This is a genomic window from Companilactobacillus metriopterae (genome assembly GCF_004117915.1).
Taxonomy (GTDB): domain Bacteria; phylum Bacillota; class Bacilli; order Lactobacillales; family Lactobacillaceae; genus Companilactobacillus; species Companilactobacillus metriopterae.
In genome coordinates this window covers 807,846-827,666 of record NZ_RSTD01000001.1, presented here as the reverse complement: position 1 = coordinate 827,666, position 19,821 = coordinate 807,846, and the positions used below count along the sequence as shown (strand labels likewise).

At 30.7% G+C, this 19,821-nt stretch carries 27 protein-coding genes and 1 other annotated feature; of the genes, 22 read left to right on the top strand and 5 right to left on the bottom strand.

Features of this window, described 5'->3' with window-relative positions; genetic code table 11:
* Positions 1-8: 8 nt before the first annotated feature.
* Genes EKN01_RS04240 through EKN01_RS04220 form a run of 5 tightly spaced genes read left to right on the top strand, consistent with a single transcriptional unit; the run spans position 9 to position 4,937 of the window.
* Entirely contained in the window at positions 9-905 is an 897-nt protein-coding gene (locus tag EKN01_RS04240; protein WP_129045116.1) for a DNA-3-methyladenine glycosylase family protein, read from the top strand.
* Between the two features lie 22 nt (positions 906-927).
* Positions 928-1,374 carry a flavodoxin domain-containing protein gene (locus EKN01_RS04235; RefSeq protein WP_129045115.1) on the top strand — a complete coding sequence of 149 codons (447 nt, stop codon included), beginning with the start codon at positions 928-930 and terminating at the stop codon, positions 1,372-1,374.
* 16 nt (positions 1,375-1,390) lie between these two features.
* Positions 1,391-2,221: a hypothetical protein gene (locus EKN01_RS04230; protein WP_129045114.1), complete on the top strand. Its 831-nt coding sequence runs from the start codon at positions 1,391-1,393 to the stop codon at positions 2,219-2,221.
* The gene (locus EKN01_RS04225; RefSeq protein WP_129045113.1) at positions 2,209-4,182 is read left to right on the top strand and encodes a PEP/pyruvate-binding domain-containing protein; all 1,974 of its coding nucleotides are present in this window, start codon (positions 2,209-2,211) and stop codon (positions 4,180-4,182) included. Before EKN01_RS04230 ends, EKN01_RS04225 begins: the two co-directional genes overlap by 13 nt.
* Entirely contained in the window at positions 4,182-4,937 is a 756-nt protein-coding gene (locus tag EKN01_RS04220; protein ID WP_129045112.1) for a hypothetical protein, read from the top strand. The genes EKN01_RS04225 and EKN01_RS04220 overlap by 1 nt, the downstream gene beginning before the upstream one ends.
* A 94-nt stretch (positions 4,938-5,031) precedes the next feature.
* Here EKN01_RS04220 and EKN01_RS04215 read toward each other — a convergent pair whose 3' ends face one another.
* The 3 genes from EKN01_RS04215 to EKN01_RS07820 form a co-directional block, all read right to left on the bottom strand.
* The gene (locus tag EKN01_RS04215; RefSeq protein ID WP_129045111.1) at positions 5,032-6,720 is read right to left on the bottom strand and encodes an adenine nucleotide alpha hydrolase family protein; all 1,689 of its coding nucleotides are present in this window, start codon (positions 6,718-6,720) and stop codon (positions 5,032-5,034) included.
* A 126-nt stretch (positions 6,721-6,846) separates the two neighbouring features.
* Entirely contained in the window at positions 6,847-7,467 is a 621-nt protein-coding gene (locus tag EKN01_RS04210) for a DUF3862 domain-containing protein (RefSeq protein WP_129045110.1), read from the bottom strand.
* Positions 7,468-7,480: 13 nt separating this feature from the next.
* Positions 7,481-7,657, bottom strand: coding sequence for a hypothetical protein (locus EKN01_RS07820; RefSeq protein ID WP_164966363.1), 177 nt, complete (start codon positions 7,655-7,657; stop codon positions 7,481-7,483).
* A gap of 106 nt (positions 7,658-7,763) precedes the next feature.
* On the opposite strand from EKN01_RS07820, the gene EKN01_RS04205 reads away from it, so the two are divergent.
* From EKN01_RS04205 to EKN01_RS04195, 3 genes are read left to right on the top strand one after another with little or no spacing between them, the layout of a single operon-like run.
* Positions 7,764-8,090, top strand: coding sequence for a heavy metal-binding domain-containing protein (locus tag EKN01_RS04205; protein ID WP_099974928.1), 327 nt, complete (start codon positions 7,764-7,766; stop codon positions 8,088-8,090).
* 8 nt (positions 8,091-8,098) lie between these two features.
* On the top strand, positions 8,099-8,563 hold the full coding sequence (locus tag EKN01_RS04200; RefSeq protein WP_129045258.1) for a DUF1440 domain-containing protein: 465 nt from the start codon (positions 8,099-8,101) through the stop codon (positions 8,561-8,563).
* Positions 8,564-8,582: 19 nt separating this feature from the next.
* On the top strand, positions 8,583-9,035 hold the full coding sequence (locus EKN01_RS04195) for a VOC family protein (protein WP_129045109.1): 453 nt from the start codon (positions 8,583-8,585) through the stop codon (positions 9,033-9,035).
* Between the two features lie 27 nt (positions 9,036-9,062).
* Here EKN01_RS04195 and EKN01_RS04190 read toward each other — a convergent pair whose 3' ends face one another.
* A complete protein-coding gene (locus EKN01_RS04190; protein WP_241685241.1) occupies positions 9,063-9,842 on the bottom strand; it encodes an ion transporter in 780 nt (259 codons plus the stop codon).
* A 148-nt stretch (positions 9,843-9,990) separates the two neighbouring features.
* Positions 9,991-10,057 (top strand) — a sequence feature (ribosomal protein L21 leader region).
* A gap of 10 nt (positions 10,058-10,067) precedes the next feature.
* On the opposite strand from EKN01_RS04190, the gene rplU reads away from it, so the two are divergent.
* The 12 genes from rplU to recN all read left to right on the top strand — a co-directional run bounded on the left by rplU (position 10,068) and on the right by recN (position 18,404).
* The gene (gene rplU, locus EKN01_RS04185) at positions 10,068-10,379 is read left to right on the top strand and encodes a 50S ribosomal protein L21 (protein WP_129045108.1); all 312 of its coding nucleotides are present in this window, start codon (positions 10,068-10,070) and stop codon (positions 10,377-10,379) included.
* Positions 10,379-10,723 carry a ribosomal-processing cysteine protease Prp gene (locus tag EKN01_RS04180; protein ID WP_129045107.1) on the top strand — a complete coding sequence of 115 codons (345 nt, stop codon included), beginning with the start codon at positions 10,379-10,381 and terminating at the stop codon, positions 10,721-10,723. The genes rplU and EKN01_RS04180 overlap by 1 nt, the downstream gene beginning before the upstream one ends.
* A gap of 12 nt (positions 10,724-10,735) precedes the next feature.
* Positions 10,736-11,008, top strand: a complete 273-nt coding sequence (rpmA, locus tag EKN01_RS04175; protein WP_099974923.1) for a 50S ribosomal protein L27 — start codon at positions 10,736-10,738, stop codon at positions 11,006-11,008.
* 126 nt (positions 11,009-11,134) lie between these two features.
* Positions 11,135-11,695 carry an elongation factor P gene (gene efp / locus EKN01_RS04170; RefSeq protein WP_099974922.1) on the top strand — a complete coding sequence of 187 codons (561 nt, stop codon included), beginning with the start codon at positions 11,135-11,137 and terminating at the stop codon, positions 11,693-11,695.
* A gap of 28 nt (positions 11,696-11,723) precedes the next feature.
* Positions 11,724-12,140: an Asp23/Gls24 family envelope stress response protein gene (locus tag EKN01_RS04165; protein ID WP_099974921.1), complete on the top strand. Its 417-nt coding sequence runs from the start codon at positions 11,724-11,726 to the stop codon at positions 12,138-12,140.
* 7 nt (positions 12,141-12,147) lie between these two features.
* A complete protein-coding gene (nusB, locus tag EKN01_RS04160; protein ID WP_129045106.1) occupies positions 12,148-12,549 on the top strand; it encodes a transcription antitermination factor NusB in 402 nt (133 codons plus the stop codon).
* Positions 12,550-12,586: 37 nt separating this feature from the next.
* Positions 12,587-13,429 carry a bifunctional 5,10-methylenetetrahydrofolate dehydrogenase/5,10-methenyltetrahydrofolate cyclohydrolase gene (locus EKN01_RS04155; protein WP_129045105.1) on the top strand — a complete coding sequence of 281 codons (843 nt, stop codon included), beginning with the start codon at positions 12,587-12,589 and terminating at the stop codon, positions 13,427-13,429.
* Between the two features lies 1 nt (position 13,430).
* The gene (gene xseA, locus EKN01_RS04150; protein WP_129045104.1) at positions 13,431-14,774 is read left to right on the top strand and encodes an exodeoxyribonuclease VII large subunit; all 1,344 of its coding nucleotides are present in this window, start codon (positions 13,431-13,433) and stop codon (positions 14,772-14,774) included.
* 3 nt (positions 14,775-14,777) lie between these two features.
* Positions 14,778-15,014: an exodeoxyribonuclease VII small subunit gene (locus EKN01_RS04145; RefSeq protein WP_129045103.1), complete on the top strand. Its 237-nt coding sequence runs from the start codon at positions 14,778-14,780 to the stop codon at positions 15,012-15,014.
* 1 nt (position 15,015) lies between these two features.
* Entirely contained in the window at positions 15,016-15,861 is an 846-nt protein-coding gene (locus tag EKN01_RS04140; protein WP_129045102.1) for a polyprenyl synthetase family protein, read from the top strand.
* Between the two features lie 14 nt (positions 15,862-15,875).
* The gene (locus tag EKN01_RS04135) at positions 15,876-16,697 is read left to right on the top strand and encodes a TlyA family RNA methyltransferase (RefSeq protein WP_099974915.1); all 822 of its coding nucleotides are present in this window, start codon (positions 15,876-15,878) and stop codon (positions 16,695-16,697) included.
* Positions 16,698-16,706: 9 nt separating this feature from the next.
* Positions 16,707-18,404, top strand: a complete 1,698-nt coding sequence (recN, locus tag EKN01_RS04130; RefSeq protein WP_129045101.1) for a DNA repair protein RecN — start codon at positions 16,707-16,709, stop codon at positions 18,402-18,404.
* Here recN and EKN01_RS04125 read toward each other — a convergent pair.
* The gene (locus EKN01_RS04125; RefSeq protein ID WP_129045100.1) at positions 18,396-18,719 is read right to left on the bottom strand and encodes a hypothetical protein; all 324 of its coding nucleotides are present in this window, start codon (positions 18,717-18,719) and stop codon (positions 18,396-18,398) included. The two genes, recN and EKN01_RS04125, sit on opposite strands and share 9 nt — an antisense overlap.
* Positions 18,720-18,893: 174 nt before the next feature.
* Between EKN01_RS04125 and gmk the strand changes: the two genes are divergently transcribed.
* The gene (gene gmk, locus EKN01_RS04120) at positions 18,894-19,508 is read left to right on the top strand and encodes a guanylate kinase (RefSeq protein WP_129045099.1); all 615 of its coding nucleotides are present in this window, start codon (positions 18,894-18,896) and stop codon (positions 19,506-19,508) included.
* A gap of 2 nt (positions 19,509-19,510) precedes the next feature.
* Positions 19,511-19,762: a DNA-directed RNA polymerase subunit omega gene (gene rpoZ / locus EKN01_RS04115; protein WP_099974911.1), complete on the top strand. Its 252-nt coding sequence runs from the start codon at positions 19,511-19,513 to the stop codon at positions 19,760-19,762.
* Positions 19,763-19,821 lie beyond the last annotated feature (59 nt).

Below are 19,821 nucleotides of genomic sequence, written 5' to 3'. Positions count from 1 at the left end.
AGAAAAAAATGGAAAGTAAATCAATTTTTTTAGAAATAAATGGTTATTTTTCTTGGGATTTTACTTTAAATTATTTAGCATCCAAGGACGAAATTCTGTATAAAGTAGCAAATAATACGTTAATTTTTTTATATAGAATAGAAAATAAAAAATATTTATTAAAATTAGAATATCTTAAAGAGGTAAATAAACTTGAGGTAAAAATACTCTTAGGTTCAGGAGAATTACTAACAAAAGATAGAAACATTATTTCAAACTTTATAAAGAACTGGTTTGATTTAGATTATGACTTAAAAAAATTTTATGATTTTTTCGAGAATGATAAAGAAATTTCAAATATTATAAATAAAAGTAAAGGACTTCGTTTTGTTGGAACACCTGATATATATGAGTCAATAACATGGGCAATTATAGGTCAACAAATATCTATGAGTTACGCATATGTAATTAAAAAAAAATTTATAGAAAAATATGGAGATTACATCTTATATGAAGGTGATAAATATTGGTGTTATCCTGACCCTAAAGTAGTTTCAAAAGTCTTTGAGGAAGATTTAAAAGAATTAAAGCTCTCACATTCAAGAATTAAATATTTATTGAATGTGAGTCAGTTGTTTGCCACAGGTGATCTAAAAAAAGAAAAATTTAATAACAGGAGTAAAAGTGAGTCCATCAATTTATTGAAAGAAATATATGGTATAGGAGATTGGACTTCGGGTCTTGTCACTATGAATTCTTTGAGAAATCACGATGTTATGTTAAAAACAGATGCAAAACTACTCAATGGATTGAAAAAAATATATGATCTACCTGATAAGCCAGGTATTTTAGATTTGGTTTATTTTGAAAAAAAGTGGGGCTATTTTTGTGATTATGTAACATTTTATATATGGGCAAATCATTAAATATAGAAATTAGGTGATTTAGATGATTAATATTTTATATAGTAGCATAACAGGAAATAACAAGGATATTGCACAGTCATTTGCTGATAGTTTAAGTAATATTGGAGTTAAATATAATATTTACGATATTTATAACATAGACCCATCAATAATCAATCAAACTGACATACTAATTCTTGTTATTTACACTTACGATGAAGGTACAATACCTGATGAAAGTATTGAATTATATGAGGAGATAAAAAACAGTCAATTGAGTGGAATGTTTTACCAATTAATTGGATCAGGAGATATTATGTATGGAAAAGAGAACTTCAATGCAGCACTAGATAAATTTGATGAAGTTCTAAATTTATCTAATGCTAAAAAAATATCAGATACTTTAAAAGTTAACTTGATGATGGATGAAAGGGCATACAAGAAAATATTAGAAATTTCAGAAAAGTTAGCTAAAAATTACGTTTTTTAATAAGGGGGAGAATGCTATGGAAATATTCAAAAAACAATTTATGAACATAGATAAATCAGTAAATGGGCCTGATAAAAATTTCTCAAATAGAAATGATTATTTGTCTGCCCTCATGAGTGAAAATGGATTTGATAATGAAAACGAAATTTTGTCAAATAATAATTTTATATTTAATATTGTTAAGCACTGGGTTGCAAGCGGTCAAATAGGGTGTAGGTTTGCACAGTTTTTTGCAAATAATACCAAAAAATATGGATGGACTTTCGATACATACCCCTGTAAATTTGATAGAGTCAGTTTTGAAGATGGACAGATTATTGAAAAAAAAATTATAAATCAAATAAAAAATTCTGATTCACAAGTTTTTAGTATGATTTTTCCAAGAATAGAAAGTTTTTCTCAAGTAATGAATTTAATTGAATCACTATTAAAGTATACAAATTTCTTTATTGAAGATATAAAAAAATATCAAGATCAGTACTTAATTTCAATACGATATGATATAACAGGCAATGGTAATTATGCTTGGATTATGTTTCTTGGTCCTTTTCAAAATTTACCAAGAACAAGACAGTGTCCATTTTTTCAAATTGTTATTAGAACTAAGAAAAAAGATAAGAAAAAGATGTATAAATTAGCCAAGGACAATAGTTATGCACATAATGCAGATATGCCAGTGGATATGCTTCCAAAGAAAATGCAAAATAATTTTTGGAAACAATCATCTGTAGCTACTAAAAAGATTTTAGGATATAAACCAGATGAACACTCTGCTGCAAGGTATACAGTTTCTGTACCTAATTATATGTGGGAAAATGTAAACGGGGGGAAATTATGGAACATATAAAAAAAATTAACGATGGAGTAGATTTAAATCACTACAATAAATCTTTGAATCTAGAAAGAGCAATGAAGTACGGCTATAGAGTTCCACAAGGTCTCATAATTGAACAAACATATTTTGAAGAAGTTACAAGGGAATTTCTTATTAGATCCAAAGAAAGCGATTTCATAAATATTAGTTTGGCTAAAAAATTTATTAAAAATGTAGAGTTTCCTAAATTATTGATTGAAGAGTTGAGTAATTTTTTTGGTGAATCAGATCATTTAATAGTTAGATCAAATTTTAAAAATGAAGATTCAGAAATAACTTCCAATGCTGGAACATTTGAATCTATAGGCCCCATACATAATAATAGTAAGAGTATTATAAATGCAATTAAACAAGTATGGAAGTCTGGCTTATCCAGTGGATTGGATAATTTTAGAAATGCATCCATTATTATACAAAAGTATATAGACTTTCAAATAAGTGGAGTTAGTTTTACAAGGGATCCAGTTACTTTAGAGAAGAGAACATTTACAGAGGTAACCAATGAAAATGGATCAATAGAGTCAGGTATAGAACCAGTATTTAATCTATATAATAATTCTATCTCTACTGGAAATGAAGAAGTAAAAAGTGATTATATGTCAAAGTCTTATATGGAATTACTAAACGTAACTTTAAATAAACTGGAAAATGATTTTGAGAGTAGTTATGGTATAGACGTTGAGTGGGGAATATATAATAATGATGTATACATCGTCCAAATTAGACCAATAACATCAAGTATAAATAAATTAAATACAATGTTAGACAAAGGTCCAAGATTTATAAATTTGGATAGTAATGAGATACATAATTTTGAGTGGCCTAAATTTTACAAAACACTTATAAGAAAACATTGGATAAAAAGGCATTGGATGAAAGAAAATGTTAACAAAGAATCTAATATATTTACTTATAAATTAGGATTTTTAGTAATGAACTTTGAAGATTTATTCAATATAAGTGAAGATACTTCTGATCGTTTGTTAAAGATTTGGGATTCTAAATACTTATATTTAATTGCTGAAATATCTGGAATAAAGTTAGAACGTATATTTGAAAAAGAAAGCCTGCTAGGAAATTTAAGGGTGATTTTAAAAAAAATAGGAATAAAGGAGAATGAACCTTTAATATTTTGGGTTTCAGAGTTTTTTATTCCAGATATATCAGGGATAGTTAGTCAAAATTTAGATGGTGAGAAACTAATTGAATATATTCCAGGAGATTTAGCAGGACTAAAAAATAATAAGGATATTGAATTTTCTAGATACTTAATTAACAAAGAAGGAATAATAAAATCAAAACATATAAATGAATCAAAATATTTGTATAGTTTTGATGATAACTTCAATTCAGTAAAAAAAGAAAATTTCGAGAATACCATTTTAAATGAAGAGCAAGTAAAAATAATTTCATTGATGCCTGAGAAGATGGGAAAAATTCAGGTAGATGTTGAATGGATAATTAAAGGCAAAAAAATTTATATATATGATGTTTCTACAGAAAGTGATATTGGTAAAATTTCTTATGATAACAATATAATTTCTTCCGGATATTGTCGTGGTAATGTGATAATGCTGTCTGAATTTGAACTTCAAAAATTAGAGAAAGCGTCCAGATTTCACGTTTCTGTAGATGAAGATTTTATAGAACAAAAAGAGATAAGTGCAAAACCAGAAATTTATAAATATATTAGAAAATTAAAAAATATTAATGAGAATGAAGATATAATCTTGCATGCTCCATATCCTTCTTCCATTTTAAGCCTTTTCATACCATATGTAGGTGGTTTTATTTTTGAAAAGGGTTCAATTATGAGCCATTTAGGAATTAAACTCAGAGAGTCTGGCACTCCAGCAATAATTTCAAAAGTAAATAAATTCAACAGAAATAAAATTTTCTTTATTGAAAATGGTTCTTTAAGGGAGGATTATTAATGTTTGTATATACTTCCTACGATGGTGATTTAATTTCAAAAATTGATACATTTATAGCATTTGTCCTATCAAAAGGATTCATTCCTTTAAATCCAACTAAAATGTTGGGTTATTACGACTCGACTATTGCTCATAGTAACTCTAAAAAGGAAGCCATGATTGATTGTCTTGCTATAGAAAATTTAGCGGATGAGTTTTGGATATTTTTAGATAATAATTCTTTTGAACTTCCTGAAGGAGTTTTAATGGAATTAATTTATTGGATAAATAATGATAAGGGTAATATAAGAGTATTTCATGTTTCAGATGTTCATGAAGAACTATTTAATAAAAACGAAAAAAATAGAAGTGAAAATATAGTTGATAAGTTAGAATTAATTAAAAAATTGAATAATGAAAAAATAGAAGAATTGTCAGAGCACTTATCCAATGAATTATATCTAAGAAAAACTATTTTTATTGATATTGAAGATAAATATTACAAATACATCGATTGGATAAAAATTTACAGTTTTTCACAGAATTTTGTTCCAATAGATATAAAATCTGTGATAAGTGATTTCTTTTTAAACAAATATTTAAGCAATGATGAATATGCTTCTATCTTAGAAAAGCTAAAGGGAAAAGTTGATGATTATGTAAAAATAACAGAGTACAATTCAGGTAATAATTTTTGGAGTTTAAAAGATGCAAATGTTCCTAAATATACTAGTAGTAGTTGGGCACTTACAAAGACAGAACAACTAAAAGGTTAGTTTTTATATGTAATAAAAATCACCTTTTAGCTATAGGATAATTGTTGATTTGACCATTTTAATTAAAAGACCTCCACAATAAGCGGAGGCTTTTTTAATTATTATAAAGTTCATTCAATAGTTCTTTTGCGGATTCATTTAGACTATCTTTGGATTTATCGTTACCAAGGTGAGTGTAAATTTCTCCTACATATATATTGTCTTCAAACAATTTGTCGAAGACTTTATCGATAATAGGTTGTGTTTTTTCTGGTTCTTGTACAGGACCAAATGGATTTGAGAAGAAGGTAGTAGTCATACCAACTTCATCAGTTGTTCCAAGTGCTTTGCGTTTACCTGAAACAAAAGTATCTTTTGCTTGATTAATATCATCGAATCTATGTAATCCAATTTCATTATCGTAATTGTTTGCATAGACCCACATGTCAATGTTGTGATGCTCAATAACACGTTTATGAATATTGGCAGGTATTATGACACGTGCATTTTGTAGCTCTGGATTTAGGTAAACACCTCGATCCATATTATTAAAAGCTACTGAATTGCTTAAGTCATCTAGTCTCACAAAGGCACCAGTTTCGGTACCTTGTGCATAGATATTTCCATTTTCATCAAATGAAAAACTACCCATATCATCAAAAATTGTTTCTATATTGTTAATCTTATCGTCAGCGACTTCTTGAAGTGCTTCGATGGATTCTGATTTACCAGCACCGGAATCACCAAAGAAGACTACTGTTTTGTGTTTACCGTTTGAAAAGCTAATGCGAACCATTGATCCGTGTATTGGTAAATTGTCAGTATAAATCATATGTAGGTTGTGCAAAGTCAGACACATTTTTTTCATATAACCAAAATAAGTAGTTTTGTCGTTATATGGAACTTCGCCAACCCAGATGTCGTTTTCAGTATCATGGTGGAAGTGACTAACTTGACCTTCAGTTTCTTTTATACCAAACAATAGAATTAAATCAGGTTTTTGTTCTGCTATTTTTGAAGTGTCAGCAAGTTTAAATAGGTTAGCTAGAGCAAGTCCACTCACAAAATAATCACGATGGAAGTATATAAATGCTAAACTTTCGCCAATTAGGGCAGGGTAGCAGAACCATTCATCACGTTCACCATTGAAATGATCAATAGGATTGTAATCCACTGCCGTAAAAGTTCCTTCACGTTTGTTACTTTTTGTATGCATCATTAGGGGTGGTTTTAGCATCATTGTGTTCAGAAACTGTATAGATTTTAATGAATTATATTTTGCAGGAGTATCCCATTCTATAGATTGAGTTAGGATACTAGCATTTGTACCAGCATTAACTTGTCGGAAAGTATTAGTTTTAAATCCTTGGACTTTCTCTTCAATAGTTCTATACAGTTGAATAACAATTTCATTGAATTTTTCGTCAATATCAATGAATTCTTTTGAAACAATGCTACTGTTATGCAAGTTCACTACAGAAATTCTTAGATATGCTCTATAGAATGAATAAAAATCTTCAATACTTTGTAAGATTTCATCATCATCAAACTGAGAATAATTAGGTTTATCATCTACTAATATTGCTTTAAGTGTAGATACATATATATCAGCCCCTTGATTCTCTAAATGATTGGGACTAGAGTGCTTTTGATTTTCAAGGTACAAGCTTACTAATCTTTTTAAGGCCTTACTGTTAACTAGTTGAAAAATATTATTCACATAGTTTTTATTAAAATCAATTATAGATATTTGTCGATCAGGGTTTAAATAAAAATCTTCAGATTTTAAAATACTTTTGTCCATATGTGTAATTACCTTTCTCGTTTAATATTTTAATTGTAAAACAGAAGATTAGAAAATACTAATCTTTTTCTAATCAAAAATAAATTTTGTCAAAATAAAAAAGCACATCTTAGGATGTGCTTTTGATTATTTAAGTGAAAGTTGTGATTTATCACTAAGACGATTGTCATTAAATGTAAGAAGAATCATTGCAGAATCTCCACCATTAAGTCCTGATGTGTAGCCAATTGTCTTTGTTGTTGTGCCATCTTTATTGATGGTAACTGAATATGAGTTTGGTTTTCCTAGTTTATCTAAAGCATCATTATAACCAGCACCTACTTTAATGCTGTTGTATTGTTTTAAATTTATTTTCTTATCACGTTTAACCTTTAAACCACTGATTGTTTTATTTGTTGCATGACCATCAGTAATTGTAACCGCAATATTTGAACCAACATCACCGTTTTTTACTTTGTTCCAAGAATATGTAGCAATCTCAGTGCCTGTGGCCTTTGAAACATTACTTGTAGATGTTTTACCTAAATCTTTTTTGACTTTATCTGCGCTATCTCCATCAGTAAGACCTACTTTGATTTTACTATAATCTGAATATGTTACTTTATATGCATTTGCTGCAGCTTCGCGTTTGTCAGCTTCTTTTTGGTTATGAATTTTTACACCAGTAAAGAAACCAATAATAACTAAAATAGCAACTATTAAAGTCCAAAACCATGCAGTTTTATAGAAAGGTTTTTCTTGAGGCATTTGTATACTCCTATTATCTTTTTTCTATTTCAATATCAGCACCACAATTAGTGCACTTGTCTTTTAAGACCTTTGCAGCAATTTTTACTTGGCAATTGGGACATATGTAGTCCATAGATGCCTCTTCAAAAATATCTCCAAATATATCTAAAGGATTAATATTGTTCAAATCAAATTCTTTGTCTGCCATAAATTTCAGCTCCATTTCTAAGACTTAGTATATATAATAACAATACTTTGTTCAAAACAAATTATTAATATATAATTTAGACATTATAATTTTAGGAGGAATTAATATGCAAAATGAAATACTAGTAACAACCACTGAAAAAGTTCCTGGTAAGGAATATGAAGTTATTGGTGAAGTTTTCGGTCTAACAACACAATCAAAAAATGTTTTTAGTAACATTGGTGCATCTTTGAAAAATGTTGTCGGGGGAGAGATAAAAGCATATTCAAAAATGCTAGAAGAATCTCGTGATACTGCTGTAGAAAGATTACGCAATAATGCTAAGGAAATGGGAGCAGATGCCATTGTGATGATGAGATTTGACTCTGGTTCAATCGGAACAGATATGCAGTCAGTAGTTGCATATGGTACTGCTGTTAAGTTTAAGGATTAGTATAAATGATGAGTATACCTATTCTAATTATCGGAATAACAGCAGGTATCATTTCAGGAATTGTTAAATTAGGATGGGAGGTCATACTTCCACCCAGAACTGATGAAAGAAATGAAACAAATCCGCCACAAAAGATGTTACAGCAGATAGGTGTTCCTTATCGAATTACTCATTTGACATACAGTTATTCAGGACAACAAATTCCTTGGGTTAGCTTAATTATGCATTTTTCATTTTCAATATTTTTTTCTGTGCTTTATTGTTGGATTTTTATATTCTATCCAATTATAAGTATAGGAATGGGAACAATTTTTGGATTAATAATCTGGATTATATATCATATTATTTTAATGCCAATGTTGAAAACTGTACCTCCATTTTGGAAACAACCGTGGGAAGAACATTTTTCTGAAGCATTAGGCCATATGGTTTGGGGCTTTACAATACATTTAGTATTGCTAGCATTTATTTAAAACTTAGGAGAAAACAAATATGGAATCAAGATTAGTACCTTATATCGCCTTTGATAGTGCAAAAGAAGCACTAGAATATTATGAAGAAGTATTTGGAGCAAAGATTATTACTAGATTAAGTCCTAGTGAAGAACAAGCTGGTCAATTTGGTTTTGATCCATCTAAAGTGGATTTGAATAGTCTAACAATGCATTCTGAACTTGAAATATTAGGATCTAGACTTTACGCAGCAGATAAATTTACAACAGGTGAAAAAATTACTAATGGAATTACTTTGAACCTAGAAGTAAATAGCGACGATTCTGAAAGTTTAGAAGAATCAAATAAATTCTTTGCAAAACTAGAAAAATCTAACGAAGTAAAAATTACTATGCCTTATAAAGAACAATTCTGGGGTGGAAAAATGGGTGCATTCGAAGATAAATATGGTGTTTCTTGGATGCTTCATGCACAATCTTTTAATAACAAATAAAAACTCGTACATTATGTACGAGTTTTTTTATTTATCTATTTTTGATTTAATATCTGATAATTCTTTTTCTAGCTTTGCGTTTTGATTCTCCAATGATTCAAGTTTTTCAATTACTTTTTCAATTTTTTCGTCGGATTTTTCAGTTTCATTATTGGTAACAAAGTTAGTTATTGCACTGGTAATAATTCCAAGGAAACTGATACCAATAATCATAAGAATTGCTGAAACAAATCTACCTATTCCGGTATGCGGAACTACATCTCCATAACCAACGGTTGTAGTTGTAACAATAGCCCACCAAAATGCAGTTGAAAGTTTAATATTTTCAACATAAGAGTATACGATGGCTGAAAAACACATTAAGATTATTCCGGCAATCATAATATATATGAATCCATTAGTATTAAGGAAACGTTTGACACTTTTTTGAAATTTACCCAAGAAGCCAAAAATTCTAAGAATTTGAAATGCCTGATTTAGTTGCAAAAATTTTGCAAATCTAAATATCTTTACAAGCCTAAAAGAGTAGAAGATTGTGCTGAAAGGCAGGATAGCAAGTAACTCAAAAATATTTTTTCTGAAGAACTGTTTTTTGTTTTTTGAAATAATGAATCTCACAATATAATCTACAGTAAAGATGCCAAGTATTAATTGATCAACAAAAAAATACGGTTGTTTGTTTAAATCTATTTTTCCAGAGTAATCTAAGATAAGTAGTATAATAGACACCAATGCAAGTAGAATTGTAGTAATAAAGTATATATACTTAAAAACAATATTTTCACGGATTGACTTTTTTTTATTCATGGGTATTTTTCCTTTAACATAGTTAATGGTTAATTATGAATATTTATTTTTATTATAAGTTAATTATACAATTATAAAAACCAGAAATACTCAATCAACTGTTGATTATTACGTGGAATTTTGCTATATTTTACTAGTTGCAATCACATTGCATCTACAACCGCTCAAATCAGGTATCCAAGCATAGCACCTGATTGGCGAGTCTGAGTAAGGGAGTGTACACGTATGTACGCAATTATTAAAACTGGTGGTAAACAATATAAAGTTGCTGAAAATGACGCAATTTATATTGAAAAACTTGACGTTGAAGAAGGCAAGGCAGTTACTTTTGATGAAGTAATCCTTGTTTCTGACGGCAATAGTGTGAAAGTAGGAGATCCTTTTGTTAAGGGAGCTTCAGTTTCAGGTAAAGTTGAAAAACAAGGTAAGAACAAGAAAATTGTTACTTACAAATACAAACCTAAGAAGCATTCACATACAAAGACAGGTCATCGTCAACCTTATACTAAAGTAGTTATTGATAGTATCAAAGGCTAATGATAATCGCTAAATTTCACCAGAATAACTTAGAGCAGTATGATTCGTTCATTATTACTGGTCATGCCGAGTCAGGTCCCTATGGGCAAGATTTGGTGTGTGCAGCAGTATCAGCAATATCTATTGGTACTATGAATAATCTGGAGAAACTTACTAAATCTCAGTTTCAAGTTGTTCTTGACGAGGTTAATGGTGGCCATCTAGGTTGCCAGATTACTAGTGAAGTATCACATGATACCTCATTACTATTGGAAAACTTGTATTATATTTTGGTTGATATCCAAGATAGCTATCAAGATAATATAAAAGTTTCCATAACAGACGACACAATCAAATTCGATTAGGAGAATATACTTATGCTAAAAATGAATTTACAATTCTTCTCTCACCACAAAGGTGGAGGTTCAACATCAAATGGTCGTGACTCAGCTGGTCGTAGACTAGGTGCTAAGCGTGCTGATGGACAAGCTATCAAAGCTGGTTCAATTATCTATAGACAACGTGGAACAAAGATTCACCCAGGTGAAAACGTTGGTCGCGGTGGAGATGATACTCTATTTGCACTTACAGATGGCGTTGTTAAGTTCGAAAGAATGGGACGCGACAAAAAGAAAGTTTCAGTATACTAATCTTTTGGAGAGGACAATGTCCTCTTTTTTTTATATAATTAACTATGTTTATTGCGATTGTTATGTAATTATTGGTAATATAATAGTGTTAAATGTTTTTATATCAATTTGAGGAGAATTTATAGTATGTCTATTTCAGTTAATGAATTCAAAAACGGTCTTACCATTGAAGTTAAAGATGGTATTTGGAGAGTTATCGAATTTCAACATGTTAAACCTGGTAAAGGTGGAGCCTTTGTTCGTTCTAAATTAAAAAATCTTAGAACTGGTGCTGTTCAAGAAATGACATTTAGATCAACTGCTAAGGTTGAAAAGGCACAAATTGAAACTAAAAAAATGCAATATCTATATGCTGAAGGAACAAATCACGTGTTCATGGATATGAATACATATGAACAACTATCACTTCCTGCAGAAGTAATTACATCAGAGCTTAACTATCTTAAAGAAAATATGGAAGTTAGTATCATGATGTACAATGGTGAGACAATTGGTGTTGATTTACCAAACACTGTTGATCTTGAAGTTGCAGAAACTGAAGCATCAATTAAGGGTGATACACAATCTGGTGGTACAAAACCAGCTACAATGCAAACAGGTCTTGTAGTTAATGTTCCATTTTTCGTTAATGCAGGTGATGTACTAACTATTAATACACAAGATGGTTCATATATTTCACGTGCTTAGTAACTAAATGTCAGGAGGATTTGAAACTATGGCAGATCAAAAATATGTAACACTAAAAGAAAATATCGGAAGCGTCGAAGGCAACGCAGAGATTTCATATCAAGTTCTTGAGATTATATTGGGAATTGCCACTAGTCAAGTTGAAGGCGTATATGAAATGCGTGGTACATTATCAAATCGTATTAATTCTTTATTTGGTATCATCAACCATGGTAAGGGTGTTGATGTCAAATTTAATGGTGATAATATTTCTGCTGACATATTTGTATATCTTGAATATGGAGTTTCAATCCCTAAAGTTTCAACAGAAATTCAGAAAATAGCTATTGAACAACTTTCATTCATGACTGATTTAGAATTAAATCAAGTCAATGTTCATGTTGTTGGATTAATTACTAAAAAAGACGAAACTATTGAGCGTGTAATCTCAGATAGTAAGGAATAGTGTTGTAATGAATAGACATAAAATAAGAGAATTAGCAGTACAAGCAGTTTTCTCTATGGAAACAACAGAAGAAGATTCTTCCGTTGCTATTGAGACTGTCATGGATATGTCAGATGAAGCTGACGAAAAGATACCAAGTTATTTAGATTTTCTTGTTAATGGAACTATTGATAAGAAAGACGAACTAGATAGTGAGATATCTAAATATCTTAAGGATAAATGGACAGTTAAAAGACTTTCAAGAATTGATTTGGCAATTTTGAGAGTCGGTCTTTTTGAAATGGAAAATTCTTTAGAAGTTCCTAAAAAAGTTGCAATTAATGAAGCAATTGAAATTGCCGGTGAATATAGCGATAAAGATTCAAAATCTTTTGTTAATGGAATTTTATCAAATTTTGTTGAAGGATAGAGGCTGGTACAGTAGTACCGGCCTTTTTTAGGTGAAAATGATGAAACAGTTAAATGGTAAAGAAGTCGCAAATACACTTGATCAAGAGATGATGCAAAGAGTCTCTGAATTGAAAGCAAAAGGTATAATACCTGGACTTTCAGTTATTTTAGTTGGGGACAGTGGAGCTAGCTCTGTTTATGTTCGAAATAAACAAAAAAGAGCTGAAAAATTAGGAATTAATTTTGATTTGATTCATTTTGAATCTGACGTTTCTCAAGATACTCTTCTAAATAAAATTGAAGAATTAAATAATGATAATACGGTAGATGGGTTTATTGTACAGTTGCCATTACCTGATCATATTAATGAAGATAAAGTAATAAAAGCAATTGATTCCAAAAAGGACGTTGATGGATTTTCACCAGAAAATGTTGGAAATTTATGGATAGGCCAACCCAATACATTACCTGCTACAGCAGCAGGTATTTTGATGATGCTTGATTTTTACAATATAGAAATTGAAGGAAAGAATGCTGTAGTTATTGGACGTAGTAACATAGTAGGGAAACCTGTTTCAGCTATGCTTTTAGAACGTAATGCTACAGTTACCATGACTCATTCTAGAACAAAGAACTTACCTGAAGTTACTAGTCAAGCGGATATATTGATTGTAGCAATTGGAAAAGCTAAATTTGTTAAATCAAATTTTGTTAAAGAAGGAGCTGTTGTTGTAGATGTCGGCATGGACCGTGATGAAGAAGGAAAACTATGCGGTGATGTTGATTATGACGATGTAAGTTCTAAAACTTCATATATTAGTCCTGTTCCCGGTGGAGTGGGACCAATGACTATCACAGCACTAATGGACCAAGTAATAACACTAGCAGAAAGAAGATAGCATGCCAGATACATCTCAATATTTATCGATTTCAGCAGTAACTCAATACATTAAACGTAAATTTGATGTTGATCCTTACTTAGGTAAGGTTTATTTAGTCGGCGAAATTTCTAACTTTAGAAATAGACCTAACTCACATCAATATTTTTCTTTAAAAGATGATAAAAGTAAGATTTCAGCGATAATGTTTAAAAATAGTTTTGCTAAGTTAAATTTTGAACCAGAAGAAGGTATGAAGGTTCTTGCTGAGGGACGTATTTCACTATATGAACCTGGTGGAACTTATCAGATATATGTTGATTCAATGCAACCTGACGGTTTAGGTAAATATTATCTAGAATTGGAAAAGTTAAAGAAAAAACTTTTAGAAGAAGGAGTTTTCAACCTTCCTAAGAAAGAAATATCACAATTTCCTCGTAGGATAGCGGTTGTAACCAGTCAATCTGGTGCTGTTATCCATGATATTATGACGACTACACATCGTCGATTTCCAATAGTACAAATAATCTTGTACCCAGCACAGGTTCAAGGAGATAATGCAGCAGACACCATCGTAAGTCAGTTGCAACATATAAAAGAAGATGGCAATTTTGATACGATTATCATTGGTCGTGGTGGAGGATCTATAGAAGATCTAGCACCATTCAATGACGAAAAAGTTGCAAGGGCCATTCTGGACAGTGATATACCAGTTATTTCTTCTGTTGGACATGAAACAGACACTACAATTGCAGATCTTGTTGCAGACGTTAGAGCAGCAACACCAACAGCCGCAGCTGAAATAGCAACTCCAGAATTGATTGAATTATTAAGTCAGATTAATGATTTGAAAGCAAGATTATTTAATAGTGAAACAAGATTAATCAAATCAAAACAGCAGTTATTGGACAGAAGCTCTCAAAGCGTATTTCTGAAGCATCCTGAAAGAATATATGAAGTATATCTACAGAAACTTGATAGTTTAATTAAACGTTTAAGCCAGAGTGTTTCGGAGAAAATTCGAAACAATAAAGAAAGAACAAACTTGTTAGATGTTCGTTTAAAAAATCAAACACCACTTAATGATATTGAAAAAAATCGCCAACTAATTTTAAATAGTAAACAAAATATGATTAGTTCGGTTAATAGATTAATTAATTTACAAAAAAACAAATTTGCAGGGGATATTGCTTCACTAGATTCATTGAGTCCCTTGAAGACACTAACAAGAGGATATACAATTTCTACAGATAAAGATCAAAATATCATTACTTCGGTTAAGCAAGTTGAAGTTGGTAATGAGTTGAATTTAAAATTTATAGACGGTAATGCTAAAACTGAAATTATTTCAGTAGAAGAGGACTAAAACATGGTTGAAAAGAAAAAGACATTTGAAGAAAATCTAACTGAACTTGAAAATATTGTTAAAAATCTTGAAGAGGGAAATGTTCCTTTAGAAGAGGCAATGAACAATTTTAAAAAAGGGATAGATTTGAGCAAAGAACTACAATCAACTTTGGATCAAGCAGAAGAAACAGTAACTAAGGTTATGAGCGAAGATGGCACACTAAAAGACATGCCAGAAATCACTACAAAAGAGGACTAAAATGGAAATTACTAACTTTTTAGAATTTAGAGATAAATTACTACCAAGTTTTAATGAATATTTGAATAGCCAAATTACAAAAGATGTAACACAACCTGATTTGCGTGAAGCTATGTTGTATGCCGTTAATTCAGGCGGTAAAAGAGTTCGTCCTATGTTAATGCTTGCAACTGTTTACTCTTCTGGGATTAAGTTTGAAAATCTCAACGAATATTTTGATCTAGCAGGTGCAATAGAGTTAATTCATACATATTCACTAATTCATGATGACCTGCCTGAAATGGATAACTCAGATACTAGACGTGGTAAACCCACTGTTCATAAAAAATTTGACGCAGCAATTGCGGTACTTACAGGGGATGCATTATTGACTCAAGCATTTTATTGGATATCAAAATCCAAGTTAGATGCAAGTCGTCGTATGGCGGCTATTCGTGTCCTTTCACATAATTCAGGTCCTATGGGAATGGTTGCAGGTCAAGTAAAAGATATGGATAGTGAGAACAAAAAACTCAGTTTTGATGAATTAGTAGAACTTCATAATGAGAAAACTGGTGATCTGATTGTTGCATCTGTGACTATGGGAGCAACTACAGCTGATCACTCGATATCTATTAATTTGGTAGAATATGCAAAGAAAATTGGGTTAGCTTTTCAAATAAAGGATGATATAGATGATTTTCAAAATGGTGAAGATAAAAATAAGAATACTTTTCCCAATTTATTAGGTATCAATGAAAGTGAAGATCTGTTATCTGAATATGTAAAAGATGCTTTAAACGCTGTCTTAAAAGAAGAAAAATTTGATAAGAATCTATTAGTTAGTTTTTTAGATTATTTTAAATAGTAGGAGATATATTTTTGGCTAAAAAAAGAGTTGATGTTTTACTTGTAGAACAGAATTTTTTTGAATCACGTGAGCAGGCTAAAAGATCTGTAATGGCTGGGCAAGTATATGATCAAGATAATTTAAGATATGATAAGCCTGGAGAAAAAATTGATGAAGAAACCATTCTACATGTTGTTGAAGGTGCTCATAGTAAATACGTTAGTCGTGGTGGATATAAGTTAGAAAAGGCCTTAGAATCCTTTAATATCGATTTAACTGACAAAACTTGTTTGGATATTGGATCATCAACAGGTGGATTCACTGATGTTGCATTACAAAATGGAGCAAAAAAAGTTTATGCACTAGACGTAGGATATAACCAATTAGCTTGGAAACTTAGAAGTGATGAACGTGTTATAGTTATGGAACGAGTTAATTTTCGATATAGTAAACCAGATGACTTTGATCAAGGACGTCCAAACTTTGCAATGACTGACGTCTCTTTTATCTCACTTGAATTAATATTGCCACCAATGTTTGAAATTATCGAGACAGGTGCACATGCTGTATGTTTAATTAAGCCACAATTTGAAGCCGGTCCTGAAAATGTTGGAAAACATGGAATTGTTAGAGATTCAAAAGTTCATAAAATGGTTTTAGAGAAAATTACCGAATTTGCAAAGAAGACAGGATTTCTTGTAGAAGGATTAGATTTTTCACCAATTAAGGGTGGAGAAGGTAATATTGAGTTTCTTATGGAAATTCAAAAACCAGAATCTGAGGTAGAAGGTTCCATCTCAGAATCAGTATCAATTGAAGATACAATGGAACGAGCTTATTCTGATTTGAAGTAGGGTGTATTTATGTTAAAAGAGTTAATCATTAATAATTTTGCCATTATTAGTGAATTGAAAATCAATTTTGATACTGGTATGACTTCTCTAACAGGGGAAACTGGTGCTGGTAAGTCAATTATAATTGATGCTTTAGGATTGATTGTTGGTAATAGATCGTCGACAGATTTCATTCGTACAGGTGAAGAATCTCTTAAGGTACAGGGATTATTTGATATTTCTAAGAACAATCCATCATTGTCTATCTTGGATGAAATGGGTATTGAGCATGATGACAATAGCATCATAATTGATCGAGAAATAAACCACAAAGGGCGCAATGTTTGTCATATAAATGGAGTTTTAGTAAACACTAACTCACTAAGAAATATTGGAAAATTTTTAGTAGAGATTCACGGCCAAAATCAACAACAAGAACTTCTTACTGAAGATAATCACATAACAATTTTAGACAGATATAACGATGATGATTTAGTTAAGCAGCTTGAAGATTATCAAGCCAATTACTCAGAATATAATAAGCAGAAAGCAAAACTAGATTTGCTTCAAAAGAATGCACAAAGTGTTGCACAAAGAATTGATATGTTGAAATTTCAAATTGAAGAAATAGATGGTGCAAATTTAAAAGAAAATGAAGACGTAACTTTAGATGAAGAAAAGAATCGTCTTGCAAATTTCGAAAAAATTAGCAACGCTCTAAATGAAAGTTATCAGCTACTTTCTGAAAATAATGTAGGTACAGTTGATACGCTAGGAACTGTCAGATCAAATGTGGAATCTATTAGTGAATTAGATAGAGAATATTCTAGTTTATTTCAATCTTTAGATGGTGCTTACTACCAGTTGCAAGATGATCTGACAACAATCTCTAATTTGATTGATAGTTTAGACTTTGATGAATCTCGTTTAGAGGAGATTCAAAAAAGATTATTAGCTATTGATGAATTAAAGAAAAAGTATGGTCCTACTTTAGATGAAATAATTCAATATGGACAATCTGCACATGAAGAATTATCTCAGTTGGATTTAGGAGATCGTAATTTAGATGAACTCAAGGAAGATTTATCTAAAAAAGAAAGAAAGTTAATTTCAGATGCTGAAAGAATATCTGAATTACGTAAGCAAACTGCTAAAAAAATAGAAAAATCTATTAATTCACAGTTTGTAGAATTACAAATGAAAAATGCACGATTCAAAGTGAAATTTGAAAGATTAAAAGACAGTCAGATTAATAACAATGGTCTGGATCTGGTTAGTTTTGAACTAAAAACTAATGTTGGAGAAGATTTTAAACCATTGGTAAAGGTTGCTTCAGGTGGTGAATTGTCTCGTGTGATCCTTGCATTTGAAACTATTCTTGCAACTAAAATGAATGTGGAAACAATTATTTTTGACGAAATTGATACAGGTGTAAGTGGTAAAGTTGCACAGTCAATTGGTGATAAAATATATACAGTTTCTCAATCAGTTCAAGTTCTATGTATCACACATTTACCACAAGTAGCTGCAATGTCAGATAAACAATTCTTGATAAAAAAAGAGACCGTCAGTAATAAAACTCAAACTAGAGTTTCATTATTAGACGATCCTGAGAGGATTGACGCTATTTCATTGATGCTTGCTGGGACTAAAATCACGGATGTAACTAAGGAACATGCTGAAGAGTTATTGAACTTAGCAAAAGATGAACGAAAAAAATTAGATTAGATTAATTGACTTAACCATTTCTAAATCCAAGATTTGTAGTAAATTACTAGATTTATTAGTTAAAATAAATTTTCTATCGTTAATTTTCTTTGTAATTTGGCCAGTTATCTTTTGATTATTTGTGAAAGTAATTAAAACATTATATCCATTAGAAAAACTTTGTTGAGCAAATATTTCAATTTGTTCTGCTGGCATTTGTTTTAGATTATTGTCATCGAAGTTTAGATTGAAGTCTAAAGTTTTGTCGATAAAGTTAGTTGTACTAGAAATTATGTTCTTTGCAAAGCTCATAGTTGTAGGTTGTTTCATTTGCATTATTTATATCCCCCGAACATTTGTTTGTGTATCCACAGTATACGAACGATTGTTCGTATACGCAAATTTACCTTTAGATTTTCTTAATAACTTTTTTCAAGGGTCTTTAGTCCTTGAAAAATTAGTGTTTTTATTGCATGATATATAACATAATAAATATAAGTAGGGAAAAAAATGTCATCAAAAGGAATGTTGATAGTTTTGTCTGGACCTTCAGGTGTTGGCAAAGGTACAGTTAGACAAGCTATGTTAGAAAAATCATCTGTTCAATTCGATTATTCAATCTCAATGACTACTAGAAATATGAGACCTGGTGAACAAGATGGTGTTGACTATTACTTTAGAACAAAAGAAGAATTTGAAAATGAGATAAAAAATGATGGTATGTTGGAGTATGCTAATTACGTTGGCAATTACTACGGAACACCATTAAAATATGTTAACGAGAAACTAGAAGCCGGTATAGATGTACTCCTAGAGATAGAAGTTAACGGTGCTATGCAGGTTAGAGAAAAGATGCCTGATGGAGTTTATATATTCCTAACACCACCAGATCTTTCTTCTCTTAGGAATCGTATAACAGGTCGTGGAACAGATGATTCTGCTACAATAGATAGAAGAATGGAAACAGCAAAAAGTGAGATTGAAATGATGAAGCACTATGACTATGCTGTGGTTAATGATGAAATTCCTTTGGCTGTGGAAAAAATCGAAGAAATTATTCGTAGTGAACACTTAAGAGTACCAAGGGTTATTGATAAATATAAAAAAATTATAGGAGATAATTAAATATGATTATTCACCCATCTATTGATACATTACTAGAACGAGTTGGTTCAAGATATTCTCTAGCAGTTCTTGCAGCTAAGAGAGCACATGAATTAGAGAACGGTGATATTGAGTTGTTAAACGATTATAAATCACCAAGAACAATTGGACGTGCATTCGAAGAAATTGCTGATGACAAAATTGAAATTGATCCAGATTCAATCTTGCTAGAAAAAGAAGCAGAAAAAATTGAAGAAGCAAAACGAGAAGAATAAGTTTACTAGGCCTTCACATATTGTCGAATGAGATAATAGTGAGGGATTTTTTTTTACAA